This is a genomic window from Streptosporangium sp. NPDC002607, assembly GCF_053592655.1.
The window spans coordinates 196173-219923 of record NZ_JBSFWD010000009.1; the positions used below are offsets into that span (position 1 = coordinate 196173).

The window sequence follows — 23751 nt, forward strand, 5'->3', positions numbered from 1 at the left end:
GACACCGACCGCCCCGACTTCCTAGGAACGGGCCGACGAGACCCAGGAGGCGTACAGGTCGGCGTAGACGCCCGGCTGCCGTACCAGCTCGGCGTGCGGGCCGCGCTGCACGATCCGGCCCCGGTCGAAGACGAACACCTCGTCGGCCGCCTCGGCGGTGGAGAGCCGGTGGGCGATGGAGACGGCGGTGCGGCCCCGGGTGACCCCCTCCAGGGCGCGGGCCAGCCGTACCTCCGTCGCCGGGTCCACCGCGGAGGTGGCCTCGTCCAGCAGCAGCAGGTCGGGATCCGCCAGGTAGGCGCGGGCGAGCGCGACGAGCTGGCGCTCGCCGGCCGACAGCGACTCGCCGCGCTGGCCCACCCTGGTCGACAGGTCGGCGGGCAACCCCTCCAGCCAGTCGGCGAGCCCCAGCTCGGTCATGGCCAGCCGGATCTCCTCCTCGGTCGCCGAGGGGCGGCCGAAGGCGATGTTCTCGGCCAGGGTGCCGTCGAACAGGAACCCGTCCTGCGGGACCATGACGATGCGCCGGCGCAGCGAGGAGAACCTGACGGTCCGCAGGTCGTGGCCGTCCACCGTGATCCGTCCCGAGACGGGGTCCATCAGGCGGGTGAGCAGCTTGGCGAAGGTGGTCTTGCCGGAACCGGTCTCCCCCACCACGGCGATCCGCGAGCGGGGCGGGATGTCCGCCGAGACCTCGTGCAGCACCGGCACCCCGCCGGGATAGGCGAACCCGACGTTCTCGAAGGAGACCGAGATGGGGCCGCGCGGCAGCTCGACGCCCTCCGGGCCGGGGTCGGCGACGTCGGGCGGGGTGTCGAGCACGCCGAGGATGCGCCGCCATCCGGCGACGGCGTTCTGCGCCTCGTTGAGCACCTCGGTGGCGATCTGCATCGGCGAGACGAAGAGCGTGATGAGGAACAGGAAGGCGACCAGGCTCCCCACGGTGATCTCGCCGGCCAGGCCGAGCCGCACCCCGACCAGCACCACGGCGGCCAGGGCCACCGAGGCGACGATCTCGGTCAGCGGGAACACCGTCGCGACGATCCGCTGGGTGCGGGCCTGCGCCGCCTTGTTGGCGTCGATCGCGACGTCGAGCCTTTCCGCCGTACGGGCCTCGGAGCCGTGGGCCCTGATCACCGCGGCGCCCACCACCGACTCGCTGACCGCCGAGAGCATGTCGCCGGTGCGCTCGCGGACCCGGGTGTAGGCGCCGGAGAGCCACCGCTGGAAGCGCGGCAGCACGACCATGAGCGGCAGGAAGCAGGCCCACACCACCAGGGTGAGCTGCCAGGAGTAGACGAACATCAGCACGGTGGCGACCAGGAGCTGCCCCGGGGTGATGATGATCATCAGCCCGCCCCACTGCATGAACGTGCTGATCTGGTCGACATCGCCGGTGACCCGGGAGACGAGGGCGCCGCGCCGCTCGGAGTTCTGGGTGAGCACCGACAGGTCGTGCACGTGCCGGAAGCCGCGCACCCTGAGCGCGGCCAGGGAGGACTCGGTGGCCCGGTAGAGGCGGACGTTCATCAGGTATCCACACAGCGCGGTGAGCGCCACGGCGGCGGCGCACAGCAGCACCGCGGTGCGCACGTAGGCCAGGTCGGGGGTCGCTCCGCCGAGCCCGGTGTCGATGGTCTGCTGGACCGCGATCGGTACGATGATCTTGCCGACCGTGGCGACCACGGCCAGCACGAGCGTTCCGGCCAGCCCCTTGCGGAACTCCGGCGTGAGTGACAGCCCGTGCCTGACGGTGGCCACCCCGGAACGCTCGACCCCCTGAAGCGAGCTCAAGCGCTGACCTCTTCCTCTTGCTCGGCGTCGAGCGCCTCGCGCTCGGCTTCCTGACGTTCGTAGGCGGTGACCAGATTGCGGTAGCCCGCGCAGCGGGCGAGCAGCTCCGCGTGGCCGCCCCGGTCGACGACCCGGCCGTGCTCCAGGTAGACGACCTCGTCGGCCAGGGCGATGGTGGCCATCCGGTAGGCGATGACGACCACCGTGGAGGCCTGGGCCGCGTCCCTCAGCCCGTACAGGATCCTGGCCTCGACCTGCGGGTCGACGCTGGAGGTGGCGTCGTCCAGGACGAGCAGCCGGGGGCGGCGCACCAGCGCGCGGGCCAGCGCGATCCGCTGGCGCTGGCCACCGGAGAGGCTGGTGCCGCGCTCGCCGACCTTGGTGTCCAGCCCCGAGGGAAGGGCGCTGACGAACCCCTCGGCCTGGGCCAGGCGCAGCGCCGCCCAGACGTCCTCGTCGCCGACCGGCAGGCCGAGGGTGACGTTGCCCCGTACGGTGTCGTCGAACAGGAACGTCTGCTGCGGCACCAACGCCACCGCGTCGCTGACCCCGCCCCTGGTGACCTCGCGCAGGTCCGTACCGTCCAGCAGGACGGTGCCCCGCGCCGGATCGACCAGGCGGACGAAGGTCTGGGCGAGCGTGGACTTGCCGGACCCGGTGGGGCCGACCAGGGCGACGGTGCGGCCGGGGGCGACCTCCAGGCTCACGTCGTGCAGGACGGGGAAGTCACCGTCACCGTCACCGCCGCCGTAGGCGTAACCGAGGTCGCGGACCTCCAGCCTGGCGGGGTCGGCGCCGGTCAGCTCGACGGCGCCGTGCTCCATGGAGCCGGTCGCGTCGAGCACCGCCCTGATCCGCCCGTAGCCGACGACGGCCCGGGGCAGCTCGGCGAGCACCCAGCCCAGCGCGCGGATCGGGAAGGCCAGCAGGGTGAACAGGTAGGCGACCTGGACGAGCACGCCGGAGCCGATCGCGCCGCTCTCCAGCCGCATCACGCCGATCAGCAGCACGGCGAGCACGCCCAGGGTGGGCAGCGCCTCAAGCACCGGGTCGAACAGGCCGCGGACCCGGCCGACGGCGATGTTGGCGTCGCGCAGCTCATGGGCCTTGGCCAGGAACCTGGCGGTCTCCTCGTCCTCGCGGCCGAGGGTCTTGACGACCAGGGCGCCGTCGAAGCTCTCGTGGGCGATCTCGCTGACCTCGGCGCGCAGCTGCTGGGCGCGGGTGGCCAGCGGGTTGAGCCTTCGCTGGTAGACCAGGTTGAGCACGGCGATCGCGGGAAAGACCAGGAAACCGACGAGGGCGAGGATCGGGTCGGTGATCACCATTGCGACGGCCGCGGTGACCAGCATCACCACGACGCCGACCGCCATCGGCAGCGGCGCGAGCGGCGCCCAGGCGGCCTCGACGTCGGAGCCGGCGTTCGACAGCAGCTGCCCGGTCGGGTGCCTGTGGTGCCAGGCCAGCGGGAGCCTCAGATACTGCCGGGTGACGTCCCGGCGGGAGCGGGCCTGCATCCGGTACTGCATGACCCCGGCGAAATACCGCCGTCCCGCCACGCCCAGCGCCTTGAGCAGGGAGACCCCGAGGATGAGGAGCGCGCCGAAGGCCAGCGCGCCGGTCGTGATCCGCCCGTTCTCGAAGGCGGGCAGCACGACATGGTCGGTCGCCCAGCCGAGCGCCCACGCCGCGGCGACGGTCATCAGGCCGTACAGGGCGCTGGACAGCACCGCGGCAGCGAAGATCGGCTTTTCAGCCCGGATCGCCACCCCGAGGACACCGAACCCCTGTCGCATGACTGCGGTGGTCACCTTGCTCGCCACGCGGGAGGTGTCCTTTCGACGGGAAACATTGCTACCTAAGTCCCTATCACCCTGGATCATGCGGTTATTCCCGAACCACCTCCGACAAGATCGCACCCACACCTCTGGTTGCTCACACAACGACCTTGTTAGGATCATCAAATGAATCACGCCCGTGCCGAACGCGCCGCGCTCAGCGACCTGTTCGCCCAGCTCGGCCCGGATGCCCCTACGCTCTGCGAGGGCTGGACCACCTTCGACCTCGCCGCCCACCTCGTCCTGCGCGAGCGCCGCGCCGACGCGCTCGGAGGCATCCTCCTCAAGCCGCTGGCCGGATACACCGACCGGGTGCAGGAGTCGTTGAAGACCAGAAAGGGCTACCCGGGCCTCGTCGAGCTCGTGCGCTCGGGGCCGTCCGGGCTCTACCGCCTTCCCGGCCTCGACCAGACCGTCAACACGGCGGAGTTCTTCATCCACCACGAGGACGTGCGGCGCGCACAGCGGGTCTGGGAGCCGCGCGAGCTGCCCGCCGACCTTGAGGAGAGGTTCTGGAAGCAGATCCGCGCCGGCATCCGGGTGTTCCTCCGCCGCTCCCCCGTCCGGGTGGTCCTGCACCGCATCGGCGGAGGCGTCGCCATCGGCGGTTCCAAGGACGCCACGCAACAGGTCGAGGTGACGGGCCGGGCCGGGGAACTGCTGCTGTTCTGCTTCGGCCGCCAGGCCCACGCCAAGGTCGACCTGAGCGGCGACGACGAGGCGGTGGCCAGGCTGATGGACGCCCCCCTGGGCGTCTGAGCGGCCCCACCCCGGCGGCTGTGCGCCCGACCGGCTCGCTCACGGCCCGTGCGAGATCGTGACGAGCCGGGACACGCACACGCCAGGCGTCGCGCGATCGGCCCGCGGTCTCACCCGGGGCCCGGGGCGACCGGATGCCACCAGACACCAAGCCCCCTTGGTTTTTTCGGCAGGGGTCACCGCACACCGGTATTCGCGATCCCACCGCCTCCCCCTAGCCCTACCGGTATACCTGGCTGTGAGGATTGGACAGGAGCGCCCCGGCCACCGCACGATGGCTGGTGTGACCTATGCCAAACTCGCGACCAGACCATGGTTCGCCCCCGTGGGATGGGTATGATCATCAAAATCCGGGAGCCACCCGGGCCGCAGATGCCAAAGATCGATAAAATTCGGGTATATACGGCTGGGATTGGAACTGCCAGGAGGCCCCCATGCAGGTCAAGAAGGTCCTCACCTACCTCGGGGTAGCGTTCGTGGTCTTCTATCTGTTCACCAAGCCCGCCGAGGCGGCGGGCGCGGTCAACGGAGTCTTCGACGGGATCGTGAGGGGAGCAGACCAGTTGGCTCTGTTCGTGACACGAGTACTTAGCTGACCGACCGGCGGGAACCGCCCGCCCCGAACCATGTCATCCGCGCTCCTGACCGATCCACGGGGGAGCGCCACACTCCCCCGACACCAGACCGCCGCACCGTCTGCTTCGCCGATCCCGAGAGCGCATCACAAGGATCGCCGTAGGCCGCCACCCCCCCTGCCCGTGAGCCCCCGACGAAACCCCACCCGCCGCCCAGAGCCGCGCGGCGAACGCCCTGACCCGATCATGGATGACCACGGGAAACATCACGGCACTCCCTTGATGATCTTTCCGGCACCTTGAGGGGAAGGTCCGTTTCTCGTACGGGGGGATCGTTCATGCGGGGCACGCGGGGTTTCTTCCTGGTCGGGTCGCTCATCGCCGGAGCCGTCACGTTCGGCCTACCGGCGACCTCACAGGTCGCCTTCGCGACCCCTGCATCCGTCCAGACACCGTCCCCCGCCCCGTCACCGGCCTCCACCCCGGCGTCCGGCTTCAAGGGCCCGGCAACGGTAGGGACGGCGGCCGGTGACGGAACCGAACGGCCCGTCGGGCGAGGCGCCGTTCCCTCGCCGCCCTCCGCCCACCCGTTCCTCGGCCACTTCGGCGCCCCCGTCGACCGGCCACTGAAGGGCAGGATCACCCTGGCCAACCCGACCGGCGCGACGCTCGGTTTCAGGGTGGCCGACCCCACCCTGCTGCCCACCGGGATCACGCTCGACGCCGACGGCCTGCTCGGCGGCGCCTCCCGGGTGCCCGGCATCTGGACGGTCCCGGTCGAGGCGTGCACTCCCTCCGGCGCCTGCGCCACCGGCGCGGTGACGATCACCATCACCTGCCGCTGCGCCCGCCCGCTCCCCTCGGCCCCGGCCTCTTTCCCTCCGGCTGCCCCCGCGACGCCGAACACCCTGCGCTAGCAGGGTTCCACCACATAACAACAGGTCAAAGACCGCTGGAACCCCCCGAACCGATCCGAGGGAAACACCAAGGTGCTTCCACTCTCCCCGGAGACGTGTTACGCAGAAAGCGTGGGAGATCATCACGACGCCGGCGGAGCCGACACGCTCGACTCCGCGACACGACGCGTCATCGAACGTGTCACCGAACGCGTCAACACCGACGGCATCAAACTGATCCGCTTCCTGTACGCCGACCACGGCGGCGTGATCAGGGGTAAGGCCACCTCCCACTCCCTGCTGGCCGAACGGCTCCGTACCGGCATCGGGCACACCGTCGCGATGATGGCGATGAACATGCTCGACGAACTCCAGGACGTCAAGGGGCTCGGCCCGGTCGGCGAGGTCCGTCTCGTCCCCGACCCGACCACCTTCGTCCAGTTGCCCTACGCCCCCGGCTCGGCCGCCATGCTGTCGGATCTGCGCCAGGTCGACGGCTCCCCCTGGCCCGCCTGCCCGCGCACCTTCCTGCGCGAGGCCGTGGCCGCCCTGGCCGACGAGGGCCGTGTCCTCGTCGCCGCCTTCGAACCCGAGTTCACCCTCGGCCGCCGCGAACCCGACCCCGAGGGCGGCCTGGACCGCCTGGTCCCCGCCGACGACAGCCTCTGCTACTCGACGACCGGCTTCAACCAGGCCCACGACTACGCGACGACTTTGGTCCACGCCCTGGAGAGCCAGGGCCTGCGGGTCGAGCACTACCACCCGGAACTGGGCCACGGCCAGCAGGAGCTGTCGATCCGCCACGCCGCCGCCCTGCACGCCGCCGACAACCACCTGATCTACCGCGAGACCGTCAGGGGCGTCGCCACCCGCATGTCGATGTGGGCCTCCCTCGCCCCCAAACCCCTTGCCGACCAGGCGGGCAACGGCACCCACCTGCACCTGTCCCTCTGGGACCCCGCCCTGCGCACCAACGTCTTCGCCGACCCCTCCGACCGGTACGGCCTGTCGGTCACGGCCTACCACTTCATCGGCGGCCTGATCGCCCACCTGCCCGCGCTCACCGCGCTGACCTGCGGCTCGGTGAACAGCTTCCGGCGTCTCACCCCGAGGGCATGGTCGAGCGCGTACGCCTGCTACGGAATGGACAACCGCGAGGCCGCGGTGCGCATCTGCTCCCCCACCGGCCGGGACGCCGCGGCGTCCACCAACCTGGAGCTGAAACCCTCCGACTCCTCGGCCAACCCCTACCTGTCGCTCGGCGCCGTCATCCACGCCGGCCTGGACGGCATCCGCCGCCGGCTCGACCCCGGTGCCCCCGTCGGCGTCGACCCCGCCACCCTCCCCGCCGGCCAGGTCCCCCGCCTTCCGGCCTCCCTGGACGAGGCCCTGGACGCCCTGGAGGCCGACGAACTCCTCATGCACGCCCTCGGCCCGCTGCGCGCCTCCGCCTACCTCGCCGTCAAACGCTCCGAGGCCCGCTCCTTCGCGGCCCACAACACCGCCTACGAGCTGTTCCACCACTTCCGGGTCTTCTAACCGAAGGCCCGGATGCCGTCAGAGCGTCCCCTCGTGGCCCGGCAGGACCAGGCCGAAGAAGTCCTGCGCCGTGTAGCCGCCGATTCGCCGCGCCTTGCCGGTTCCGACGTTCAGCGCATAGGCGGTGACGGTCACATAGGGCGGATCGGTCGTCGTGGCCGGGGCGTCATCCGCCGCGGGAAGCCGTTTGCCCATGCACACCGGGTTGGGAATGGCGATGACGGTGATCTCCCTGGGGTTCAGCCAGGCGCGCAGGGAGACGTTGTGGGTCTTCGTGGGCAGGCCGCTCACCGTGACCTTCCGGCGCACCTTGCCGGTCCTCGCGTCCAGGTGTGCGAGGGCACCCGTCAGGCACGGCTTGGAGCTACTGGTCATACGGTTCTCCAGTCCGACGACCGTTTCGCCGTCGAGAGCCAGCGCACCGAACTTGTAGGCCCGCGGGAGGGTGACCGCGGCCTGGTTTCCGGCCGTGGACGTCGTCCACAGGTGGGACATCATCTGCAGGCGGGACTTGGGCGAATACTCCGCCAGCATCACGGTGTCGCCGTCCTTGGAGATGCCGATGGGATTCCCCCCGTTCGGCAGCGGCCGGGTCATCCGCTCGCGCATGTCGATCAGCATGGCCGGGTCCTTCAGGGGAGGACGCTTGGTGAACGCCAGGAAGCGGCTGTCGTCGGACATCAGGAGGTGGGAGACGGAGCCGAGCCACGCTGTGGGGATCTTGACGGGAGCCGCCAGTTCGTCGCCGCTGTCCAGCTCACGGACCTTGAAGGTGCTCTCCTTGACGGCGTAGTAGGCGATCCTGCGCCCGTCCTGGCTGATCGCCAGCGGGCTGCTGAAGCCGGTCAGCGCGTCGGGAACGTGGTAGGTCCTTCCCGCGCGGGTGACCACCCGCCAGGCGCCGTCCCTGCAGTCCGGCGGGGCCGCGCCTTCGGACGGGTTGCAGAAGGTCTTGTACGCGTGGCTCAGCGGGCCCACTCCCCGGTCCGGCAGATCGGCGACTCCGCCGGTCCCGGAGGAGTCCTGCCGTTCCGTGGGCAGCAGCCGCACCCCGGCCGTCGCGCCGAGCACGATGACGGTGACCGTGACGGCCGCGACGAGTGCGGTGACGGTCCGGCGCCTGCGTTCGTGGATTCTGATCGTCCGCTCGGCCAGATCCACCCTTGGGGAGTCTTCGGCGATGTCGTCGAGCACCTGCCGCAGCCAGGTCATCGGTGTGCCTCCTGAGTATCGGCCTGATCTTCCAGTTCGGAGAATTTGGGGGCCAGTTCCGGCGCCAGGACTCGTAAGCGGTTCAGTGCCTGATGGGCCTGACTCTTGACCGTGCCGACCGAACAGCCCATCAGCTCGGCGGTCTCACGTTCGGTGCGGTCCTCGTAGAAACGCAGGACGATCACCGCGCGCTGTTTCGGGGGCAGCCGCAGGAGCGCCTGGCGCACGACGATCCGGATGACCGTGGAGTCCTCGCTCGAATAGGCCACCTCGGGCGGGTCGGCCCGCGGAAGCTCGCGCCCGGTCCGGCGCCGCAGCCATGAGATGTACTGGTTCACCAGCGCTTTCCGCGCGTACGCCTCCGGCCTGTCAAGGCTCAGCACCTTCGACCAGCGCCTGATGATCTTGATCAGGACACTCTGCAGCAGGTCCTCGGCAAGATGCGCGTCTCCGGTGAGCAGGTACGCCGTGCGCATCAACGACTGCTGGTGAGCGTCCACGAATTCACGGAAGCTGTCATTGCGATCCAATATTTCTCCTCCCGACTGGTACAAACGCCGACGAGGAGCAAGAAGGTTGGGTGGCAGACCCGAATTAAACGACTTGCGCGAACGTGCGCCCCAGGAGCCGGGAAACGCCGACGAACCACTACAGGGCCTTGGCCGCGCTCTCGATCGCGCGCCGGATGGGTTCGTACCCGGTGCACCGGCACAGGTTGGACGTGAGGAGTTCCCGCAGCCGCTCCGGATCCTCGACGATCGCGGGGTCGGACTCCAGCGCGGCGACGGCGAGCATGAGGAACCCCGGCGTGCAGAAACCGCACTGCAGCGCGTGCTCGGCGGAGAACGCCCGCTGGAGCGGATGCGGCTCACCGTCGCGGCCCGCCAACCCCTCCACGGTACGCACCGAACGCCCGTCGCACTGCACGGCCAGCAGCAGGCAGGAACGGACCGCACGGCCGTCGACCACGACCGTGCACGAACCGCAGACTCCCTGCTCACAGCCAAGGTGCGTACCGGTCAGCCCGCAGTCCTCACGCAACACGTCGCCAAGGGCGCGCCGGGGTTCCACGTCCAGCTGGTGCACCCGGCCGTTCACCGTGAGCGTGATGTTCATCGCCGCTCCCCCGCTGATCCGTCATGTCCGGCGTGCGCCTGCCGATCCGAGGCCGCCTGGTACAGGGCACGGCCGACGAGGACGGCGACGACCTGCCGCTGGTATTCGACGTCGGCGTACGGCTGGGCACAGGGGTCGGCGTCACCCTCGGCGGCGATCCGCGCGGCGTGATCGAACGGATGGCCGTCAGGCGGCGCCGGGTAGGAGCGAGCCGAACCGAAGAGGGCCGGGCCCAAGAAGGAGGCGCCGATCTCGGCGCCGATCAACGACAGTTCGGCGGCGTGCGCTCGTACCGGCCTGTCCGCGGCGTTGGCGAGTCCGATGAACGCCTGGGTGATCACTCCGTCGAGCACGGTCAGGGCCACCGCGACGGCGATCTGGGCGAAGCCGGCGTGCGTCCGCCGGTGCTCGACGAACGCGACCCCGACGGTGTCGTCGAGCAGCGGGAGCCGGACAGACGTGATCATCTCCTGCGGCCGGCACTCGGTCCGGTGGGGACCGTGGAAGTAGTCACGAGCTGCGATCACTCGCGCGCCCGCGCGCCCGCGCAACTCGATGTCGGCGTCCAGGCCGACGGCGATGGCGCCCCATTCGGCGGCGGGGTGCGCCCAGGCCAGGCTGCCCGCCATGGTGCCCAGAGCGCGAATCGGCGGGTGCGCGATGTTGACGACGGTGCGCGAGAGCAGCCTGCCGAGCGGACCGGGCGCCACCCGGGGCGACTCGAAGGCACGGTGCCGGACCAGCGCCCCGACCTGCAACCCGCCGTCCTGCACCCGCAGCTGATCGAGGCCCTGGACCCGGTTGATGTCCACCACCAACTCCGGCAGACAGCGCCGACAGCGCATCTCCATGATCAGGCTCTGCCCGCCGGCGAGTATCCGCGCCCGCTCCCCGACCTCGGCGAGCGCGCCCACCGCCTCCTGTACGGTCTCCGGTGCGAGGTAGTCGAAAGCGGCGGGCTTCACAGCCCCTCCCCCACCGTCGGACCCGCGCCGGTGGCCGGCACGACATGGCCGAAGACAACGGGCCTCACGACCCCTCCCCCACCGTCGGACCCACCGTCGACCCCGTCGAGGAGCCGACCGCCGAGGAAGCGACCGTCGCGGCGCGGGCCGCCCGCCACACCACGTCCGGGGTGAGCGGCATCCGCAGCAGGTCAGGATCGGTGACCCCCAACGCGTCGGCGACCGCGTTGACAATGGCCGCGGGAGTGCCGATGCACCCCGACTCCCCGGCTCCCTTGGCTCCCAGCGGTGTCCACGGCGTCGGAGTGCTGGTCTCCCGCACCTCCATCGGCGGCATCTCGGTGAACGTCGGCAGCAGGTAGTCCAACAGGCCGTAGGGCAGCAGCGGCACCCCGGCCTCGTCGTAGGGCACCCCCTCGTACAGCGCCTGCCCGATCCCCTGCGCGATCGACCCCCTGGCCTGCCCCGCGACCGCCGCCGGATTGAGCATCACCCCGCAGTCGTCCACCGCGACCAGCCGGAGTACCCGTACGGTGCCCAGGCCCGGGTCGACCTCGACGACGGCGGCGTGGGTGCCGAACGGAAACGCCATACCCGACTCGAACCGCTCGTCCACCCGCAACGACCCGGTGACCCGCACCAGCTCACCGAGGTCCAGCGCGACCGCGTCGTCCGTGCGGGAGCTCAGCCTGCCGCCGGACCAGACCACCTCCCCGACCGGCAGCCGCCACAGCCGCGCGGCCCGCTCCCGCGCCAGGTCGATCAGCGCGGTGGCCGCGCGGTGCAGGGCCGGGCCGCCCACCTGTGCCGAGCGGCTGGCGTACGAGCCGACCCCGTCGGCCAGTTCGTCGGTGTCTCCTTCCACGAACCGGACCCGCGAGGAGTCCAGGCCGAGGGTGGCGGCCACCAGCGAGGAGAAGGTCGTCTCGTGGCTCTGCCCGCTGGAGGCGGTGCCGCACCTGGCGATCACCGTGCCGTCCGGGCACGCCTCGACGCCGCCGAACTCGTGCAGACCACCCTCCTCACCTCCGGATCGTTCGACGTAGCAGGAGAGCCCGATGCCCAGGGGCAGGGCGGTCACAGAGGCCCGGCGCCGGGCCCGCTCGGCCCGCCACCCGTCGTAGTCGAGGGTCTTCAGCGCCAGATCCAGCGCCCCGGCGTAGTTCCCGCTGTCGTAGCGCCTGCCGGTGGGCGTCTCGTACGGGAAACGCTCGGGTGGGATGAAGTTGCGTCGCCGTAGTTCCGCCGGGTCCATGCCCAGCCGATCGGCCAGCACGTCCATCGACCTCTCCAGCGCGAACGCCGCCTCCGGCCGCCCGGCGCCGCGATAGGGGTAGGTCGGCATGGTGGTGGTCAGCACCGAACGAACCGTGGCGTGCACCAGGGGCGTGGCGTAGGCGCCGGTGGCCATCCGGGCGGTCTGCATCGGCAGCCCCGCCCCGATGTGCGGATAGGCCCCCACGTCGGCGTCGATCCTCAGCTCGTACGCGAGCAGCAGCCCCTCGGCGTCGGCGGCCAGCCGGACCCGCTGGTCCTGCCCCCGGCCCCGGGTGGCGGCCAGCAGCGACTCGGCGCGGTCCTCGATCCACCGGATCGGCGCCCCCAGCGTCACCGCCAGAAAGGCGACCGTGAGGTACTCGGGAAAGGTGGCGCTCTTCGACCCGAACGCACCGCCGCTGTCGGGTGTCACCACCCTGATCCGCTCAACGGGCAGGCCCAGCGCCCCGGCCAGCTCCCGCCGGAGCCGGTACGGCGCCTGATGGGAGCACCACACGGTCAGCCGGTCCTCCTCGGGGACCGCGAGGAACGCCCGGCACTCCATCGGCGACGGCAGCAGCAACTGCTGGCGGTAACGCGCCTCCACCACGACCGCCGCCCGCCCCCAGACGGCCTCGTCGATCGGCACACCGACCGACCGTTCCAGCACCACGTTGTCCAAGCCCTCGAACAACGGAACAGAGCCGTCCAGGGCCTCGGCCACCGACACCGCGGGCGGAAGCGGATCCGTCCGCACGACGACCTCGGCCACCCCGTCCTCGGCCCGGTAGCGGTCCTCCCCGACCACCACCGCGACCGCCTCACCCGCGTACCGCACCCGGTCGGCAGCCAGCGACGGCCACACCCGCCCCGCCACCACCTCCGCCGAGGACATCCCGGCGAGAGCCGTCAGGGGAACCGGCGGCAACCCCGGAAGATCGGCAGCCGCCCAGGCCCCCCGCACCCCGGGAACCCGACGAGCCGGAGCGCAGTCCACCTCGCGCAACCGGCCGTGTGCCACAGAACTCCGTACGAACGCCGCGTCCAGGCATCCCGGCACCGCGATGTCGGCGACGTAGCGGCCATGACCGGTGAGCAGCCGCGCGTCTTCCCGCCTAGCCCAGTCATGTGCCACGACGTCCTCCACCCCCCGGATTCGGCTCGGCAATTCTAACTCACATAATGCCCATAAAACTTATATATTACTTTGCCCCAAAGCTCACTGGAATCAGACCAACAGCACAAATCTCCCCAAAAATCCACTACACCCACGCCAAGACAACCACTCACTTCAAACGAGGAATCATCCCCGGATCTCACAAATCAATAAAATGAATGAAGAGGGCACGACCACTTCAAGCTTCGGAGAAGCCGGGGAGCAGCCCAGCCCCTGAGCCCCTCCTCCCAGCAGCACCGCAACCACGCCCCCCACCCCAACCAACCCCACCAGCCCCAAAGAAGAAGCCCGGCTCTGAACTCCTCCCCACAGCAGCAGTTCGACCACAGCGCCCAGCTCCGCCCAACCCCCACCCCCAACCAGCCCCGAGAAGGAAGCCCACCCCCTGAGCTCCTTCTCGCAGCAGTGCTTCAGCTACGGCGCCCGCCCCTCAACCCACCCCAGGCGAAGGCTTCAGCATCAGGACGCACCCTGAGCGGCCGGAAACAAAGTGACTACGGCCCGTACCCCATACGAACAGCACCAAGTGCGCGGAGGTGGGCCGGTGTTCCGGGCGGCGTATAAGAAAGCGCAACCCCAAACGCCCGAGCAGGCCGGAGGCCTGAAGAACCAGACCCCGCCACGACGGCCGCCCGGAACACCGGCCCACCGCAGCGCGAACCACGCTGACCGGCAAGACCAAACAGACGCGCCCACTCGCCGCACGACGAACGACGAACGACGTCAGCGAACGACGTCAGCGAACGGGATACCCCGCCCCCCGCAAAGCGTCCTTCACATCACCGATCTTGAGCTGCCCGAAGTGAAACACCGACGCCGCCAGCACGGCGTCCGCCCCAGCCTCCACCGCCGGAGGGAAATCGGCGACAGAACCCGCACCACCACTGGCGATCACCGGAACCGACACCACGGCCCGTACCGCCCGGATCATCTCCAGGTCGTAGCCGTCCCGGGTCCCGTCACCGTCCATCGAGTTGAGCAGGATCTCCCCCGCCCCCAGTTCGGCACCCCGCCGAGCCCACTCCACCGCGTCGATCCCGGTCCCCCGGCGACCACCGTGCGTGGTCACCTCGAAACCGGACGGCGTCGGCGGCCCGTCGACGACCCGGCGGGCGTCCACCGAGAGCACGATGCACTGCGCCCCGTACCGCTGCGCGGCCTCGGTCAGAAGCTCGGGCCTGGCGATCGCCGCGGTGTTCAGCCCCACCTTGTCCGCGCCCGCCCGCAGCAGCCTGTCGACATCCTCGACCGAACGCACTCCCCCACCCACGGTCAGCGGGATGAACACCTGCTCGGCCGTCCGGCTGACCACGTCGTACATCGTCGACCGGTCGGAGCTGGAGGCCGTGATGTCGAGGAACGTCAGCTCGTCGGCCCCCTCCGCGTCATAGCGGCGGGCCAGCTCGACCGGGTCTCCGGCATCGCGCAGGTTCTCGAAGTTGACGCCCTTGACCACCCGCCCGGCGTCCACGTCCAGGCAGGGAATCACTCGTACCGCGACACTCATCGACGACTCCTCACGAACGGACGGCGGCGAGGGCGTCTTCGAGGGTGAAGGCCTGCGCGTACAGCGCCTTGCCCACGATGGCCCCCTCGACGCCGATCGGGACCAGCGAGGCCAGCGCGCGCAGGTCCTCCAGGGACGAGACCCCGCCGCTGGCGACCACCGGCTTGTCAGTACGGGAGCAGACCTCGCGGAGCAGGTCCAGGTTGGGACCGCGCAGCGTGCCGTCCTTCGTGACGTCGGTGACGACGTAGCGGGAGCAGCCGTCCTTCTCCAGCCGGGCCAGCACCTCCCACAGGTCGCCGCCCTCCTGGGTCCAGCCCCGGGCGGCCAGGGTGGTCCCCCGGACGTCGAGGCCGATCGCGACCCGGTCACCGTACTCAGAGATGATCTTGGAGCACCAGACGGGGTTCTCCAGCGCCGCGGTACCGATGTTCACCCGGCGGCAGCCGGTGGCCAGCGCGAGCTCCAGGGAGACATCATCACGAATGCCCCCGGACAGCTCCACCTTCACATCCAGCGCGCCGACCACCGTGGCGAGCAACTCGCGGTTGCTGCCCCGGCCGAAGGCCGCGTCGAGGTCGACCAGGTGGATCCACTCGGCACCGGCCTCCTGCCAGGCGAGCGCCGCGGACAGGGGGTCGCCGTACGACGTCTCGGTGCCGGCCGCGCCCTGGACCAGGCGGACCGCCTGACCGTCGGCGACGTCCACGGCGGGGAGCAGCTCAAGCGACATCTGTTCAAGACCTCCGGTCGAAGACAAGGGTGAGAAAAAGCGGAACGAACAGCAAGGAAAGCACGAGCACGCCGAACCGCGCCGCCCACGAGGACCACAGCAGCCAGACGATCACCTGCACGATCAGGAACAGCACCGCCGCGACGCCGTTCTGCGCCCGGCGGCGGCGGGCCATGATGCCCCCCTGGGAGACGATCCGGACGGGCCTGCCCGGCAGCAACGCGGTCACCTTGCCGATGCGCTCGCGCCGCCGCGCCAGCCGCGCCTCCCGCGCTGCGCGCAGCGCGGCCAAGCGCGCCTGCTCGGCCTCCCGCTCGGCCCTGCGCCTGGCCCGTTCCTTACTCATCAAAGACCCATCAAAAACTCACCCGACGGTCCCGAGCCAGTTGGTGAGCAACTGGGCTCCGGCGTCGCCCGACTTCTCCGGATGGAACTGGGTGGCCATCAGCGGGCCGTTCTCCACCGCCGCGACGAACGGCACCCCGTGCTCGGCCCAGGTGAGCAGCGGGTCGGCGAACCCGGGCCCCGCCTGGAGCTTCCAGGTCCGCACGCCGTACGAGTGCACGAAGTAGAAGCGGGTATCCGCGTCGAGCCCGGCGAACAGCACGGTCTCGGCGGGCGCCTTGACCGTGTTCCAGCCCATGTGCGGCAGGACCGGCGCCTCCAGGGACTCCACCGTGCCCGGCCACTCCCCGCAGCCCTCGGTCGTGACGCCGTGCTCGACGCCCGCCTCGAAGAGGATCTGCATGCCGACACAGATGCCCAGCACCGGCCGCCCGGCCGACAGGCGCCGCGCGATGATCCGCTCACCCCGCACCGCGCGCAGCCCGGCCATGCACGCGGCGAACGCCCCCACGCCGGGGACGACGAGCCCGTCGGCCTCCATCGCCGCCTCGTAGTCGGCGGTCACCGTGACCTCCGCGCCGACCCGGGCCAGCGCGCGCTCCGCCGAACGGAGGTTGCCCGAGCCGTAGTCGAGAACGGTTACCTTCTTCACCACCAGAGCACCGCCGCCGTGGTCGCCAGGGCCGCGAGGGCGGCGAGCAGCACCGCGCCCTTCTTCAGACCCTGTTTGAGGAATGAGACGATCCCGCCCACGAAGAAGAGCGCGACGAACACCATCGCGATGGCCGACCAGTTGTCGCTCACCGTCTCCGCCCCCTCCGGCCGGGAGAAATCACAGCACGCCCTTCGTACTCGGCACCCCGGTGGCACGCGGGTCACGCTCGGATGCCGCCCGCAGCGCCCTGGCCAGGGCCTTGAACTGCGCCTCCACGATGTGGTGGGCGTTGCGGCCGTAGGGGACGCGCACATGCAGGCAGATGGCGGCCTGGGCGACGAACGACTCCAGGATGTGCCTGGTCATCGTCGTGTCGTACTCCGGGCCGATCATCGGAGCCATGCCCTCGGGCTCGCTGTGCACCAGGTAGGGCCGCCCCGACAGGTCGACCGTGACCTCCGCCAGCGACTCGTCCAGCGGGCAGGAGGCGTTGCCGAACCTCCGCAGGCCCGACTTGTCGCCCAGAGCCTCACGGAACGCGGCGCCCAGCGCGAGCGAGGTGTCCTCGATCGTGTGATGGGCGTCGATGTGCAGGTCACCCTCGGTCTTCACGACCAGGTCGAACAGCCCGTGCTTGCCGAGCTGGTTCAGCATGTGGTCGAAGAACCCGACACCGGTGGACACCTCGACGTTCCCGGTGCCGTCGAGGTCGACCTCGACCAGCACCGAGGTCTCCTTGGTGACGCGCTCGACGCGACCGCGACGCGGTGCGGCCTCGCCGCCGGCAGTGATGCTCACAGGATCTCCTCCAGGGCGGCGCGGAACGCCGCCATCTCCTCTGTCGTTCCGATGGACACTCTCAGCCACCCGGGCGGTCCCACCTCGCGGATCAGCACCCCGCGGTCCAGCAGGCCCTGCCACACCGCGCGCCGATCCGGAAACAGCCCGAACAACACGAAGTTGGCGTCCGAGTCGGCGACCTTCAGCCCCCGGGCGCGCAACCAGTCCACGATGGCGTCGCGCTCGGCCCGCAACTCGTCGACGGCGCCGAGCAGCTCGGCGCGGTGGGCGAGCGCGACGCGCGCCGCCGTCTGGGTGAGCGTGGACAGGTGGTACGGCAGGCGGACCAGCAGCAACGCCTCGACCACCGCCGGATGGGCGGCCAGGTAACCGAGCCGGGTGCCGGCCATGGCGAACGCCTTGGACATCGTCCGCGTGACGATCAGCCGGGGATTGTCCGGCAGCAGGGTCAGCGCCGACGGGGTGCCGGTCCGGGCGAACTCGAAGTAGGCCTCGTCCACCACCACCATGCCCGGCGCCGCCTCGACGATCCGGGCGATCACCTCCGGGTCCAAAGCGGTGCCGGTCGGGTTGTTGGGCGAGGTCAGGAAGACGACGTCGGGCCGGTGCTCCTCGATCGCGGCGACCGCCTTGCCCGGGTCGATCCCGAAGTCGTCCTCACGGGCCCCGGAGATCCACTCGGTCGAGGCCCCGGTGGTGATGATCGGGTGCATCGAGTAGGACGGCTCGAAACCCATCGCGGCGCGGCCGTGGCCGCCGAAGGCCTGCAGGATCTGCTGGAGCACCTCGTTGGAGCCGTTGGCGGCCCAGACCTGCTCCACGGCGAGGCCGTGACCGAGGTACCCGGCCAGCTCCCGGCGCAGGTCGAGCGCGTCGCGGTCGGGATAGCGGTTGAGGTCGGCGGTGACGCCCCGTACGGCCTCCGCCAGCTCGGCGACCAGCGAGTCCGAGGGCCCGTAGGGGTTCTCGTTGGTGTTGAGCCTGACCGGGACGTCGATCTGGGGGGCACCGTACGGCGTGCGCCCCCGGAGATCGTCTCGGATCGGCAGGTCTTCGAGCTTCACGACGGGATCTCCACCTCGAACCGGAAAGGGAAGGGCACTCACGAGGGCACCTCCCAGGCGAACCGCGCCCTGATCGCCGCGCCGTGCGCCGGCAGGTCCTCGGTGTCGGCCAGCACGCACACGTGGGCGGCGGCACCGGCCAGGGCCTCGCGGCTGTAGTCGACGACGTGCACGCCACGCAGGAACGTCTGCACCGACAGCCCCGACGAGTGGCAGGCGCAGCCGCCGGTGGGCAGCACGTGGTTGGAACCGGCCATGTAGTCGCCCAGCGAGACCGGCGCGTACGCCCCGACGAAGATCGCCCCGGCGTTGCGGACCCGGGCGGCCAGCGCGGACGCCTCCGCGGCGTGGATCTCCAGGTGCTCGGCGGCGTAGGCGTCGACGACGCGCAGCCCCGCCTCCATGTCGTCGACCAGCAGGATGCCGGACTGGCGCCCGGAGAGCGCCTCGGTGATCCGCTCGGTGTGCTTGGTGGCGGCGACCTGCCGGGGCAGCTCCCGCTCGACGGCCTCGGCCAGCTCCTCCGAGTCGGTGACGAGCACGGCGGCGGCGATCGTGTCGTGCTCGGCCTGGCTGATCAGGTCGGCGGCGACGTGCACCGGGTTGGCCGTGGAGTCGGCGAGGATCGCGATCTCGGTCGGACCCGCCTCGGAGTCGATGCCGATACGGCCCTTGAGCAGGCGCTTGGCCGCGGCGACCCAGATGTTGCCAGGGCCGGTGACCATGGTGACCGGCGGGCACTCCTCGGTGCCGTAGGCGAACATCGCCACCGCCTGGGCGCCGCCGACCGCGTAGACCTCGTCCACGCCGAGCAGCGCGCACGCCGCCAGGATGGCCGGGTGCGGCAGGCCGTCGAATTCGCGCTGCGCGGGCGAGGAGACCGCCAGGGAGGCCACCCCCGCCTCCTGCGCGGGGACGACGTTCATGACCACGCTGGAGGGGTAGACCGCCCGGCCACCGGGGACGTACAGCCCCACGCGGTCGACGGGCACCCAGCGCTCGGTGACGGTGCCGCCCGGCACGACCTGGGTGGTGACGTCGGTGCGCCGCTGGTCACGGTGGACGAGGCGGGCGCGGCGGATCGACTCCTCCAGGGCCGCCCTGACCTTCGGGTCGAGCCTCTCCAGCGCCTCGGAGATCGCCTCGGCCGACACCCGGGTGGACTCCAGTTCGACGCCGTCGAACCTGGCGGTCAGCTCCCGCACCGCGGCGACCCCACGATGATGCACGTCGTCGCAGATGGGCCGCACCTTCTCCAGGGCGGCCTCGACGTCGAGGTCGGCACGGGGCAGCACATCGCGAAGGTCCTCGGGAAGAGGTCCTCGCAGATCGGTACGCGAAATCACCCGTTCAGTCTACGGAGGTCCGCCACCCGGTATCGTCGCGTCCATTATCCGGACAGCGCCTTTACTATGTAGATTTTAACCAGCCGCTACGCTTTCCCCGTGAGCAAGAGCAAGAGCAAGGGCGGCCAGGGAACCCCCGCGACCGTGGCCCTGACCCAGGCGGGAGCCGACTTCACCCTGCACCCCTACGAGCACGACGCGAACGCGCAGGCCTACGGCGAGGAGGCGGCCGACGCCCTCGGCGTACCGTACGGGCAGATCTTCAAGACCCTGGTGGCCGAGGTGGAGGGCGGGCTGGCCGTCGCGGTGGTGCCGGTGGCGGGCAAACTCGATCTCAAGGCGTTCGCGGCGGCGCTGAGGAGCAAGCGGGCCGCGATGGCCGACGCGGCCAAGGTGGAACGGGTGACCGGCTATGTGGTCGGCGGCATCAGCCCGCTGGGACAGCGCAAGCGCCTGCCGACCGTGGTCGACGCCTCCGCGCTGGACTTTCCGACGATCTACTTCTCCGCCGGCCGGCGCGGGCTGCAGATCGAGACCTCCCCCTCGGAGCTGGTACGCCTCACCGGGGCCGTCACCGCGCCCATCGGCAAGAGCGGCTAGCGGAGGGATTCCGGCCCGAGAAGAGCCGGCGAAACCCCGGCCCGCCGCACAAGGTGGGCCGGAGGTCCCCGGGCCGTCCTGTCGAAGGTTGCCGAGGCGGCACACGACGGCGTTCGGCCAGACTCGTCTGCGACAGGCCGTACCGATCGGGGGACAGATGCACTACCTGACCGCTACCGAGATGCTCGAACTGCTGCGCACCAGGCAGGTCAGCGCGGTCGAGCTGCTCGAGGCGCACCTGCGGCGGATCGAGGAGGTCAACCCGGAGGTCAACGCGATCGTCACGCTGACCGCCGAGCGCGCCAGGCGGGAGGCGGAGGAGGCCGACCGGGATCTGGCCCGCGGCCACTGGCGGGGACCGCTGCACGGGCTGCCGGTCGCGCACAAGGACCTGGCCGACACCGCGGGGATCCGCACCACGTACGGCTCGCCGCTCTTCGCCGACCACGTCCCCGACACCGACGCGCCGATCGTGCGGCGGATGCGCGAGGCCGGGGCGATCACGGTCGGCAAGACCAACACCCCGGAGTTCGGCACCGGCTCACACACCGTGAACGAGATCTTCGGCGTCACCCGCAACCCCTACGACCTGACCAGGTCGGCCGGGGGCAGCAGCGGCGGGGCCGCCGCCGCGCTGGCCACCGGCATGGTGGCGCTGGCCGACGGCTCCGACATGGGCGGCTCGCTGCGCAACCCCGCCTCCTTCTGCAACGTGGCGGGGCTGCGGCCCACCCCCGGGCGGGTGCCGGCGCCGTCGGCCGTCGCGGCCTGGTTCACCCTCGGCGTGCCGGGGCCGATGGCCCGTACCGCCGGGGACCTGGCGCTGCTGATGAGCGCGGTCGCCGGGTTCGACACCTCCTCCCCCCTGTCGATCGTCGAGAGCGGCACCGTCTTCGCCGGGCCGCTGGAGCTGGAGGCGACCGGGCTGCGCGTGGCCTGGAGCCCGGACCTGGGCGGGCTGCCCGTCGACGCGGAGACCGCCAAGGTCACCGCGGCCGCCCCGGCCGCGCTCGCGGAGCTGGGCGCGCGGGTGGAGCGGGTGGAGCTGGACCTGTCGGACGCCGAGGACGCCTTCCGGATCTACCGGGCGTGGTACTACGCGCTCTGCTACGGCGACCTGCCGCAGGAGCGCCTGGGGGCGAACGTGCGCTGGAACGTCGAGCGGGGCCGCGAGGTGACCGGGGCCGACCTGGCCCGCGCCGAGCGGCTGCGCAGCAGGCTCTACCGGCGGATGGAGTCCTTCTTCGGCACCTACGACTTCCTGATCGCCCCGGTCAGCCAGGTGCCGCCGTTCCCGGTGGACGCCCCGTACGTCTCGGAGATCAACGGGCAGGCGCTGCCCGACTACCTGGCGTGGATGCGCTCGGCCTACTGGATCAGCGTGCTGCACGCCCCGGCGGCGTCGGTGCCGTGCGGGTTCACCTCGGACGGGCTGCCGGTGGGCGTGCAGATCATCGGGCGCCCCTTCGCCGACATGGCGGTGCTCCGGCTGGCCCACGCCTTCGAGCGCGCCACCGGGTACGGCGCGCGCAGGCCGCCCCGCTGACCGCGACCGCCGCGCCTACCGGCCGTCGATGTCATGCGACGGCAACGGCCCGTAGGGGTCGTCCCCGCCGAACGGATGGCGCAGCGGCGAGTCGCGGTAGCCCGCGACGCCCTCCAGGACGAAGAAGGCGCCGGCGGCCAGGGTCGGCCACGCGTACAGCACGCCCCTGGCGGTCAGCGCCAGCGGCCCCGGGACCAGCGAGCTTCCCGCGGAGCTCCCCGAGGCGGCGACGCTCACCGCGCCGAGGTTGGCCGCCTCGCCGACCAGCAGCGCGAGGTGCGCGCCGAGCAGGCCGCCCGCGGCCAGGCCCACCACCACCGGCAGCGGGCGCCCCCCGCGCGACACGCCGTAGCCGATGACCCCGCAGACCAGCCCGAGCACGCCCGTGATGACGGCGAACCAGCCGTCGGCGGCGATCAGCGCCTGCGTGGAGGGATCGGCCAGCAGCGGACCCTTGCCCGTCACGACGTACGGGGGTCGCGGCGCGGCCAGCGACCACAGGATCCCGGCGACGACTCCGGCCAGGGCGAGCACCAGCACGGTGATCACGAAGTCACGCACAGCGCGCACCACGGCCCCCCTCACCCTCTGTGCAGATGTGCCCGATGTTACCCATCCGCCCGCCCGGCGCCACCCGGGGTTCCCGCCGAGTCCCGTTACGCTTACGGGGTGAACGAAGAGGCATGGTTGATCGAACCCTCCGGGCCGCTCCGCGGTGACGTCGAGGTCCGCGGTTCCAAGAACGGCGTCTCCAAGCACATGGTCGCCGCGATGCTGGGCACCGGTGAGAGCACGATCCAGAACGCCCCGGACGTGGGCGAGGTGGGGATCACCGCGCAGATGCTGAGGGCGCTCGGCATCGACGTGGAGATCAGCTCCGGGGAGATCACCGTCTCTCCCGGGGAGCAGATCAACCCGCACGTCCCGGCGGCGTTCACCGGCCTCAACCGGATCCCGATCCTGATGCTGGGCCCGCTGCTGCACCTGGCGGGCGAGGCGTTCGTGCCGCTGGTCGGCGGCGACCCGATCGGCCGCCGGCCCGTCGACTTCCACGTCGAGGCGCTGCGCGCGATGGGCGCCGAGGTCGAGGTGAGCGACACCGGCGTGTACGCCAAGGCCAAACGGCTGCGCGGCACCCGGCTCGAACTGCCCTACCCCAGCGTCGGCGCCACCGAGACGATCCTGATGTCCGCGGTGCTGGCCGAGGGCAAGACCGTGCTGAAGGGCGCGGCGATGGAGCCCGAGGTGGTGGAGCTCGCCCTGTTCCTGCAGCGCATGGGCGCGCGCATAGAGCTGAGCCCGGACCGGCGCATCGTGATCGAGGGGGTGGAGCACCTGCACGGCGCCTCCACCTGGCTCAACGGCGACCGCATCGAGGCGTTCTCCTACCTGGCGGCCGGTCTGATCACCGGCGGCCAGGTACGGGTGCACGGCTGCCCGCAGGACCGGCTGGTCACCGCGATCACCACCCTGGCCAGGATGGGCGCCGAGGTCGACATCACCGACGACTACCTGTCGGCGTCGGCGCCGCACGGGCTGCGGGCCGCGGCGGTGCAGACCGACACGCACCCGGGGTTCATGACCGACTGGCAGACGCCCCTGATGGTGCTGTTCACCCAGGCCCAGGGCATGTCGGTGCTGCACGAGACCGTGTTCGAGAACCGCCTGGTCTACGTGCCCGCACTGCAGAAGATGGGCTGCGAGATCGAGGTGTTCGACGTCTGCCTGGGCGGCCCGGCCTGCCGCTACCACGACACCAACGCCAAGCACTCGGCGGTCGTGCGCGGCGTGTCCAGGCTGAGCGGCGCCGACGTGACGCTGCCCGACATCCGGGCCGGGTTCTCCGCCGTGCTGGCCGCGGCCGCCGCGGAGGGCGTCTCCACGCTGCGCGGGGTGCATCACATCGAGCGGGGCTACCACCGGCCGTTCGAGCAGTTCGCCTCTCTCGGGCTGAAGATCAGTCGAGAAAAGGTGCAGGACGGGTAAGGATTGGCAACCGGGTGTTTATGGGTGATCATCCGGTTGC

The 23751-nt window shown here is 71.0% G+C and carries 24 protein-coding genes; 7 read left to right on the top strand and 17 right to left on the bottom strand.

Translation table 11 applies throughout. From position 1 onward, the window contains the following. Window positions 1-21: 21 nt before the first annotated feature. Window positions 22-1794 (bottom strand): ABC transporter ATP-binding protein, encoded by a 1773-nt coding sequence (locus tag ACWD3H_RS13790; protein ID WP_451955187.1) that lies wholly within the window; start codon window positions 1792-1794, stop codon window positions 22-24. Then, window positions 1791-3590, bottom strand: coding sequence for an ABC transporter ATP-binding protein (locus ACWD3H_RS13795; RefSeq protein WP_451955226.1), 1800 nt, complete (start codon window positions 3588-3590; stop codon window positions 1791-1793). Before ACWD3H_RS13795 ends, ACWD3H_RS13790 begins: the two co-directional genes overlap by 4 nt. A gap of 168 nt (window positions 3591-3758) precedes the next feature. Here ACWD3H_RS13795 and ACWD3H_RS13800 point away from each other — a divergent pair, with 168 nt between their 5' ends. The 4 genes from ACWD3H_RS13800 to ACWD3H_RS13815 all read left to right on the top strand — a co-directional run bounded on the left by ACWD3H_RS13800 (window position 3759) and on the right by ACWD3H_RS13815 (window position 7401). After that, window positions 3759-4391 carry a TIGR03085 family metal-binding protein gene (locus ACWD3H_RS13800; RefSeq protein ID WP_451955188.1) on the top strand — a complete coding sequence of 211 codons (633 nt, stop codon included), beginning with the start codon at window positions 3759-3761 and terminating at the stop codon, window positions 4389-4391. Window positions 4392-4825: 434 nt separating this feature from the next. Continuing rightward, window positions 4826-4987 carry a hypothetical protein gene (locus ACWD3H_RS13805; RefSeq protein ID WP_169750203.1) on the top strand — a complete coding sequence of 54 codons (162 nt, stop codon included), beginning with the start codon at window positions 4826-4828 and terminating at the stop codon, window positions 4985-4987. A gap of 317 nt (window positions 4988-5304) precedes the next feature. After that, window positions 5305-5883 carry a hypothetical protein gene (locus ACWD3H_RS13810; protein ID WP_451955189.1) on the top strand — a complete coding sequence of 193 codons (579 nt, stop codon included), beginning with the start codon at window positions 5305-5307 and terminating at the stop codon, window positions 5881-5883. A gap of 111 nt (window positions 5884-5994) precedes the next feature. Then, a complete protein-coding gene (locus tag ACWD3H_RS13815; RefSeq protein ID WP_451955190.1) occupies window positions 5995-7401 on the top strand; it encodes a glutamine synthetase family protein in 1407 nt (468 codons plus the stop codon). A gap of 18 nt (window positions 7402-7419) precedes the next feature. On the opposite strand, the gene ACWD3H_RS13820 is transcribed toward ACWD3H_RS13815, so the two are convergent. The 14 genes from ACWD3H_RS13820 to hisD form a co-directional block, all read right to left on the bottom strand. Continuing rightward, on the bottom strand, window positions 7420-8613 hold the full coding sequence (locus ACWD3H_RS13820) for a hypothetical protein (RefSeq protein ID WP_451955191.1): 1194 nt from the start codon (window positions 8611-8613) through the stop codon (window positions 7420-7422). Next, entirely contained in the window at window positions 8610-9143 is a 534-nt protein-coding gene (locus ACWD3H_RS13825; protein WP_355550863.1) for a SigE family RNA polymerase sigma factor, read from the bottom strand. Before ACWD3H_RS13825 ends, ACWD3H_RS13820 begins: the two co-directional genes overlap by 4 nt. A 118-nt stretch (window positions 9144-9261) precedes the next feature. After that, a complete protein-coding gene (locus ACWD3H_RS13830; protein ID WP_451955192.1) occupies window positions 9262-9729 on the bottom strand; it encodes a (2Fe-2S)-binding protein in 468 nt (155 codons plus the stop codon). Beyond that, a complete protein-coding gene (locus ACWD3H_RS13835) occupies window positions 9726-10694 on the bottom strand; it encodes an FAD binding domain-containing protein (RefSeq protein WP_451955193.1) in 969 nt (322 codons plus the stop codon). Before ACWD3H_RS13835 ends, ACWD3H_RS13830 begins: the two co-directional genes overlap by 4 nt. 64 nt (window positions 10695-10758) lie before the next feature. After that, complete coding sequence (locus ACWD3H_RS13840; RefSeq protein WP_451955194.1) at window positions 10759-13086, bottom strand: xanthine dehydrogenase family protein molybdopterin-binding subunit; 2328 nt, start codon at window positions 13084-13086, stop codon at window positions 10759-10761. Between the two features lie 168 nt (window positions 13087-13254). Beyond that, window positions 13255-13455: a hypothetical protein gene (locus ACWD3H_RS13845; protein WP_451955195.1), complete on the bottom strand. Its 201-nt coding sequence runs from the start codon at window positions 13453-13455 to the stop codon at window positions 13255-13257. A 409-nt stretch (window positions 13456-13864) separates the two neighbouring features. Next, complete coding sequence (gene hisF, locus ACWD3H_RS13850; protein ID WP_350922857.1) at window positions 13865-14635, bottom strand: imidazole glycerol phosphate synthase subunit HisF; 771 nt, start codon at window positions 14633-14635, stop codon at window positions 13865-13867. A 10-nt stretch (window positions 14636-14645) separates the two neighbouring features. Further along, on the bottom strand, window positions 14646-15368 hold the full coding sequence (gene priA / locus ACWD3H_RS13855) for a bifunctional 1-(5-phosphoribosyl)-5-((5-phosphoribosylamino)methylideneamino)imidazole-4-carboxamide isomerase/phosphoribosylanthranilate isomerase PriA (RefSeq protein ID WP_355550879.1): 723 nt from the start codon (window positions 15366-15368) through the stop codon (window positions 14646-14648). Between the two features lie 4 nt (window positions 15369-15372). Further along, window positions 15373-15714, bottom strand: coding sequence for a hypothetical protein (locus tag ACWD3H_RS13860; RefSeq protein ID WP_355550881.1), 342 nt, complete (start codon window positions 15712-15714; stop codon window positions 15373-15375). Window positions 15715-15732: 18 nt separating this feature from the next. Beyond that, window positions 15733-16368, bottom strand: a complete 636-nt coding sequence (gene hisH, locus ACWD3H_RS13865; RefSeq protein ID WP_350922862.1) for an imidazole glycerol phosphate synthase subunit HisH — start codon at window positions 16366-16368, stop codon at window positions 15733-15735. Next, window positions 16362-16517, bottom strand: coding sequence for a hypothetical protein (locus ACWD3H_RS13870; RefSeq protein WP_355550884.1), 156 nt, complete (start codon window positions 16515-16517; stop codon window positions 16362-16364). Before ACWD3H_RS13870 ends, hisH begins: the two co-directional genes overlap by 7 nt. A gap of 28 nt (window positions 16518-16545) precedes the next feature. Further along, on the bottom strand, window positions 16546-17160 hold the full coding sequence (gene hisB, locus ACWD3H_RS13875) for an imidazoleglycerol-phosphate dehydratase HisB (RefSeq protein ID WP_037971621.1): 615 nt from the start codon (window positions 17158-17160) through the stop codon (window positions 16546-16548). 2 nt (window positions 17161-17162) lie between these two features. Then, complete coding sequence (locus tag ACWD3H_RS13880; protein ID WP_355617863.1) at window positions 17163-18233, bottom strand: histidinol-phosphate transaminase; 1071 nt, start codon at window positions 18231-18233, stop codon at window positions 17163-17165. Between the two features lie 38 nt (window positions 18234-18271). Continuing rightward, on the bottom strand, window positions 18272-19579 hold the full coding sequence (gene hisD, locus ACWD3H_RS13885; RefSeq protein ID WP_355550888.1) for a histidinol dehydrogenase: 1308 nt from the start codon (window positions 19577-19579) through the stop codon (window positions 18272-18274). 99 nt (window positions 19580-19678) lie between these two features. On the opposite strand from hisD, the gene ybaK reads away from it, so the two are divergent. Together ybaK and ACWD3H_RS13895 are read left to right on the top strand one after the other, a co-directional pair. Then, window positions 19679-20179 (top strand): Cys-tRNA(Pro) deacylase, encoded by a 501-nt coding sequence (ybaK, locus tag ACWD3H_RS13890; RefSeq protein WP_030919497.1) that lies wholly within the window; start codon window positions 19679-19681, stop codon window positions 20177-20179. A 157-nt stretch (window positions 20180-20336) separates the two neighbouring features. Beyond that, window positions 20337-21725, top strand: a complete 1389-nt coding sequence (locus tag ACWD3H_RS13895; protein WP_451955196.1) for an amidase — start codon at window positions 20337-20339, stop codon at window positions 21723-21725. A 15-nt stretch (window positions 21726-21740) separates the two neighbouring features. On the opposite strand, the gene ACWD3H_RS13900 is transcribed toward ACWD3H_RS13895, so the two are convergent. Next, window positions 21741-22295: a hypothetical protein gene (locus ACWD3H_RS13900; protein ID WP_451955197.1), complete on the bottom strand. Its 555-nt coding sequence runs from the start codon at window positions 22293-22295 to the stop codon at window positions 21741-21743. Between the two features lie 99 nt (window positions 22296-22394). Here ACWD3H_RS13900 and murA point away from each other — a divergent pair, with 99 nt between their 5' ends. After that, window positions 22395-23711 (top strand): UDP-N-acetylglucosamine 1-carboxyvinyltransferase, encoded by a 1317-nt coding sequence (gene murA, locus ACWD3H_RS13905; protein WP_355550895.1) that lies wholly within the window; start codon window positions 22395-22397, stop codon window positions 23709-23711. The last annotated feature ends 40 nt before the right edge of the window (window positions 23712-23751 follow it).